Raw genomic sequence first — 5,984 nt, 5'->3', positions numbered from 1 at the left:
CCCCTTCACCGGCGCTGCTGAGGCGGTGCTGACGGGTCGGAGAGACGGCCGGACGGGTTGGAGAGACAGCCGGACGCATCGGAGAGACGGTGGGCATCTTAGGGAATGATTTAGGCGGGCGCGCTGATGTTATTGGCGCAACGGTCTGATTTTTGGCTCTTGGTGTTCTGTTCTTTGACATTGATGGATAACTGAAGAGATATGTGGGCGGTTTGGTTCGTTTCGACGGATTGAATGTCTGTATATCGCGCTGGTAGGGCTTTGGCTCGATGATCCAGTGTCAGCTTCACTGTTTGAGTGGTTCACTGATTTCTTAGGAAATCTGTGTACATCAAACAGAAGACTTCATCAGGATTAGCCTCCTGATGAGATGTGCAGAGGTTCGAACGTCAAGGATAAGCAGCAATGCTTTTCAACTTGAGAGTTTGATCCTGGCTCAGAACGAACGCTGGCGGCAGGCTTAACACATGCAAGTCGAGCGCACCTTCGGGTGAGCGGCGGACGGGTTAGTAACGCGTGGGAACATACCCTTTGGTACGGAATAGCCTCTGGAAACGGAGAGTAATACCGTATGAGCCCTTCGGGGGAAAGATTTATCGCCAAAGGATTGGCCCGCGTTAGATTAGGTAGTTGGTGGGGTAATGGCCTACCAAGCCTACGATCTATAGCTGGTTTTAGAGGATGATCAGCAACACTGGGACTGAGACACGGCCCAGACTCCTACGGGAGGCAGCAGTGGGGAATCTTGGACAATGGGGGCAACCCTGATCCAGCCATGCCGCGTGAGTGATGAAGGCCTTAGGGTCGTAAAGCTCTTTCGCCTGTGAAGATAATGACGGTAGCAGGTAAAGAAACCCCGGCTAACTCCGTGCCAGCAGCCGCGGTAATACGGAGGGGGTTAGCGTTGTTCGGAATTACTGGGCGTAAAGCGCACGTAGGCGGACTGGAAAGTTGGGGGTGAAATCCCAGGGCTCAACCCTGGAACTGCCTCCAAAACTATCAGTCTAGAGTTCGAGAGAGGTGAGTGGAATTCCGAGTGTAGAGGTGAAATTCGTAGATATTCGGAGGAACACCAGTGGCGAAGGCGGCTCACTGGCTCGATACTGACGCTGAGGTGCGAAAGTGTGGGGAGCAAACAGGATTAGATACCCTGGTAGTCCACACCGTAAACGATGAATGCCAGTCGTCGGGTAGCATGCTATTCGGTGACACACCTAACGGATTAAGCATTCCGCCTGGGGAGTACGGTCGCAAGATTAAAACTCAAAGGAATTGACGGGGGCCCGCACAAGCGGTGGAGCATGTGGTTTAATTCGAAGCAACGCGCAGAACCTTACCAACCCTTGACATCCTAGGACCGGCCCAGAGATGGGTCTTTCACTTCGGTGACCTAGTGACAGGTGCTGCATGGCTGTCGTCAGCTCGTGTCGTGAGATGTTCGGTTAAGTCCGGCAACGAGCGCAACCCACATCCTTAGTTGCCAGCAGTTCGGCTGGGCACTCTAGGGAAACTGCCCGTGATAAGCGGGAGGAAGGTGTGGATGACGTCAAGTCCTCATGGCCCTTACGGGTTGGGCTACACACGTGCTACAATGGCAGTGACAATGGGTTAATCCCAAAAAACTGTCTCAGTTCGGATTGGGGTCTGCAACTCGACCCCATGAAGTCGGAATCGCTAGTAATCGCGTAACAGCATGACGCGGTGAATACGTTCCCGGGCCTTGTACACACCGCCCGTCACACCATGGGAGTTGGTTCTACCCGACGACGCTGCGCTAACCTTCGGGGGGCAGGCGGCCACGGTAGGATCAGCGACTGGGGTGAAGTCGTAACAAGGTAGCCGTAGGGGAACCTGCGGCTGGATCACCTCCTTTCTAAGGATGTATCTAGTTAGATTTGTTCGCAAATCTCGTGATACACTTAGCAGAAGATCAACAAACAAAGTTGATCAAACTCATGGACCGAGCCGTCCTCATATCTCTTCAGAACACATCAGGCCGACCGGCCTGTCTGGGTCGGTAGCTCAGGTGGTTAGAGCGCACGCCTGATAAGCGTGAGGTCGGAGGTTCAAGTCCTCCTCGACCCACCAACTCACTTTTCGGTGAAGCCGAAAAGTGAGAGGCGGCAGTGCATTCATCTTGGATGAATGTCACGAGAGCCACTTTATGGGGCCTTAGCTCAGCTGGGAGAGCGCCTGATTTGCATTCAGGAGGTCAGGAGTTCGATCCTCCTAGGCTCCACCATTTACCTTCGATTTGACCGTTAAGCACCATTTTGGTTCTTCACCGTCCAATCGGACGTCGCTTCTTCGGAAGCTTTGACATCGTTTAGAGAGAAATCAATCAACACTGTTTGATCGTGCCGAGTGTGGCATTGATCTCGGTCGTTCTTATCTTCGGATAAGCGGCGCAGTTTGGGTCTAGCCGGCCCTGTCTGCGTATCCCGACTGAAACGAACAGAGTTGTCCAAGTCTAATATACTAACCCGAGCGACCTGCGTTGATCAGCTGCACGGCTGAGAGACCATATGGGGTTGCTCATTTGTCCTCGTCCAAGTGGCGGGGGCGGGAAATGTATGTTTTTGGTTCAGAAGAACAGATGACCTTTAGTTACCAGCTGGGTCATCGTGATTGATTTGATTACTGGCGCAGCTTCGGTTGTGTGCGGTCAAACGCACTCAAGCAGCCGAATAGGCGGTAGTGCAAATATCAAGTCTTTCTTTTTCTGGATCAAATCAAGCGCGAGAAGGGCGTTTGGTGAATGCCTTGGCAGCAAGAGGCGATGAAAGACGTGATACTCTGCGATAAGCCATGGGGAGCTGAGAATAAGCTTTGATCCATGGATTTCTGAATGGGGCAACCCACTTGAAAGCTCTCTATTGTTATCCTCTGGATGATCAATAGGTGGCTTAATCAAGTATTTATGACCTGAATACATAGGGTTATAAAGGCAAACCCGGGGAACTGAAACATCTAAGTACCCGGAGGAAAGGAAATCAATTGATACTCCCCTAGTAGCGGCGAGCGAACGGGGACCAGCCGAGCCAGATGAGTGAGAAGAACATGTTGGGAAGCATGGCCATAGCGGGTGACAGCCCCGTATTCTAAGCTCTGATGGACGTATTAAGTAGGGCGGAACACGTGAAATTCTGTCTGAAGATCGGAGGACCACCTTCGAAGGCTAAGTACTCCTTGCTGACCGATAGTGAACCAGTACCGTGAGGGAAAGGTGAAAAGCACCCCGACGAGGGGAGTGAAACAGTACCTGAAACCGAACGCCTACAATCAGTCGGAGCCTCCTTGCGGGGTGACGGCGTACCTTTTGTATAATGGGTCATCGACTTGGTCTCACGAGCAAGCTTAAGCCGTTAGGTGTAGGCGTAGCGAAAGCGAGTCTTAATAGGGCGAATGAGTTCGTGGGATCAGACCCGAAACCGAGTGATCTAGGCATGGCCAGGTTGAAGGTAAGGTAACACTTACTGGAGGACCGAACCCACATCCGTTGAAAAGGATCGGGATGAGCTGTGCCTAGGGGTGAAAGGCCAATCAAACTCGGAGATAGCTGGTTCTCTGCGAAATCTATTTAGGTAGAGCGTCATCCGAATACCCCGGGGGGTAGAGCACTGGATGGGTAATGGGGCCCCACAGGCTTACTGATCCTAACCAAACTCCGAATACCCGGGAGTACTAGATGGCAGACACACTGCGGATGCTAACGTCCGTAGTGGAGAGGGAAACAACCCTGACCTACGACTAAGGCCCCCAATTCATGGCTAAGTGGGAAAGCAGGTGGGACGACCAAAACAACCAGGAGGTTGGCTTAGAAGCAGCCATCCTTTAAAGATAGCGTAACAGCTCACTGGTCTAAATAAGTTGTCCTGCGGCGAAGATGTAACGGGGCTCAAGCCATGAGCCGAAGTCTAGGGATGCGTAAGCATCGGTAGCAGAGCGTAGTGTGACATAGTCTCATTCCTCCTTCATGCCTTCGGGCAGATTGGAGGAGAGAGGCTTTCGATGAAGCCGGGGCGTGAGCCATCCGGTGGAGAGATCACTAGTGAGAATGATGACATGAGTAGCGACAAAGAGTGTGAGAGACACTCTCGCCGAAAGTCCAAGGGTTCCTGCTTAAAGCTAATCTGAGCAGGGTAAGCCGGCCCCTAAGCCGAGGCCGAAAGGCGTAGGCGATGGGAACTAGGTTAATATTCCTAGGCCGTGGAGTGGTGACGGATCTCAGGTGTAGTTCATCCTTATCGGATTGAATGGGCTGCTGAGAGGTTCCTGGAAATAGCCCTCCTATAAGACCGTACCCTAAACCGACACAGGTGGACTGGTAGAGCATACCAAGGCGCTTGAGAGAACGATGTTGAAGGAACTCGGCAAAATACCTCCGTAAGTTCGCGAGAAGGAGGCCCGGTTCCTAGGCAACTAGGGGCTGGGGGCACAAACCAGGGGGTGGCGACTGTTTATTAAAAACACAGGGCTCTGCGAAGTCGCAAGACGACGTATAGGGTCTGACGCCTGCCCGGTGCCTGAAGGTTAAAAGGAGAGGTGAGAGCCTTGAATTGAAGCCCAGGTAAACGGCGGCCGTAACTATAACGGTCCTAAGGTAGCGAAATTCCTTGTCGGGTAAGTTCCGACCTGCACGAATGGCGTAACGACTTCCCCGCTGTCTCCAACATCGACTCAGCGAAATTGAATTGCCTGTCAAGATGCAGGCTTCCCGCGGTTAGACGGAAAGACCCCGTGCACCTTTACTACAGCTTCGCACTGGCATCAGGATTGTGATGTGCAGGATAGGTGGTGGGCTTTGAAGCAGAGACGCAAGTCTTTGTGGAGCCTCCCTTGAGATACCACCCTTCGCACTCTTGATGTCTAACCGCGGTCCGTTATCCGGATCCGGGACCCTGCGTGGCGGGTAGTTTGACTGGGGCGGTCGCCTCCTAAAGCGTAACGGAGGCGCGCGAAGGTTGGCTCAGAGCGGTCGGAAATCGCTCGTTGAGTGCAATGGCAGAAGCCAGCCTGACTGCGAGACTGACAAGTCGAGCAGAGTCGAAAGACGGCCATAGTGATCCGGTGGTCCCGAGTGGAAGGGCCATCGCTCAACGGATAAAAGGTACGCCGGGGATAACAGGCTGATACTGCCCAAGAGTCCATATCGACGGCAGTGTTTGGCACCTCGATGTCGGCTCATCTCATCCTGGGGCTGGAGCAGGTCCCAAGGGTACGGCTGTTCGCCGTTTAAAGAGGTACGTGAGCTGGGTTTAGAACGTCGTGAGACAGTTCGGTCCCTATCTGCCGTGGGTGTAGGAGACTTGAGAGGAGTTGCCCCTAGTACGAGAGGACCGGGGTGAACGATCCACTGGTGGACCAGTTGTCGTGCCAACGGCAGTGCTGGGTAGCTATGATCGGACAGGATAACCGCTGAAGGCATCTAAGCGGGAAGCCCCCCTCAAAACAAGGTCTCCCTGAGGGCCGTGGAAGACCACCACGTCAATAGGCCGGAGATGTAAGCGCAGTAATGCGTTCAGTTGACCGGTACTAATCGCCCGATAGGCTTGATTTGATCCAGTAATGGAAAGACAAATCAAAAACATACACCTCAGTAAACATGGATAACTTCGCAGCAAAACGCTGCGGTGTTGATTGACATAACTACCGAGTGGCAACGCGCATTTGCATGCAAATACGCTGCCTGCCACCCGTCGCTTTTGCTCCGCAAAAGCCGACGTGGGGATTTTCCTCGGTTTGGTGGTCATAGCGCAAGTGAAACACCCGGTCCCATCCCGAACCCGGAAGTTAAGCACTGCCGCGCCAATGGTACTTGGGCTTAAGCCCCGGGAGAGTAGGTCACCGCCAAACCTAGAAAAATCCCAAAATCTCTCTAACGATATCGCACTTATTCGACCCTGTCGCGGGATGGAGCAGCCCGGTAGCTCGTCAGGCTCATAACCTGAAGGTCGTAGGTTCAAATCCTACTCCCGCAACCA

At 53.1% G+C, this 5,984-nt stretch carries 3 tRNA genes and 3 rRNA genes; all 6 read left to right on the top strand.

The window, feature by feature from the left end:
• Positions 1-413: 413 nt before the first annotated feature.
• Positions 414-1,873 (top strand): 16S ribosomal RNA (locus tag AC2FGC_RS24055).
• Between the two features lie 138 nt (positions 1,874-2,011).
• A tRNA-Ile gene (locus tag AC2FGC_RS24050) sits at positions 2,012-2,088 on the top strand.
• Positions 2,089-2,166: 78 nt separating this feature from the next.
• Positions 2,167-2,242 (top strand) — tRNA-Ala (locus AC2FGC_RS24045).
• A gap of 488 nt (positions 2,243-2,730) precedes the next feature.
• Positions 2,731-5,560 (top strand): 23S ribosomal RNA (locus AC2FGC_RS24040).
• Between the two features lie 181 nt (positions 5,561-5,741).
• Positions 5,742-5,856: ribosomal RNA gene (gene rrf / locus AC2FGC_RS24035) — 5S ribosomal RNA — on the top strand.
• The 16S, 23S and 5S rRNA genes sit together here with 3 tRNA genes alongside, the layout of an rRNA operon.
• 51 nt (positions 5,857-5,907) lie before the next feature.
• Positions 5,908-5,984, top strand: a tRNA-Met gene (locus AC2FGC_RS24030).

It is taken from the genome of Ruegeria sp. CDSC054, assembly GCF_059610645.1.
Note: the sequence above shows the minus strand (reverse complement) of the source record. Positions and strands in the feature narration are given on the sequence as shown.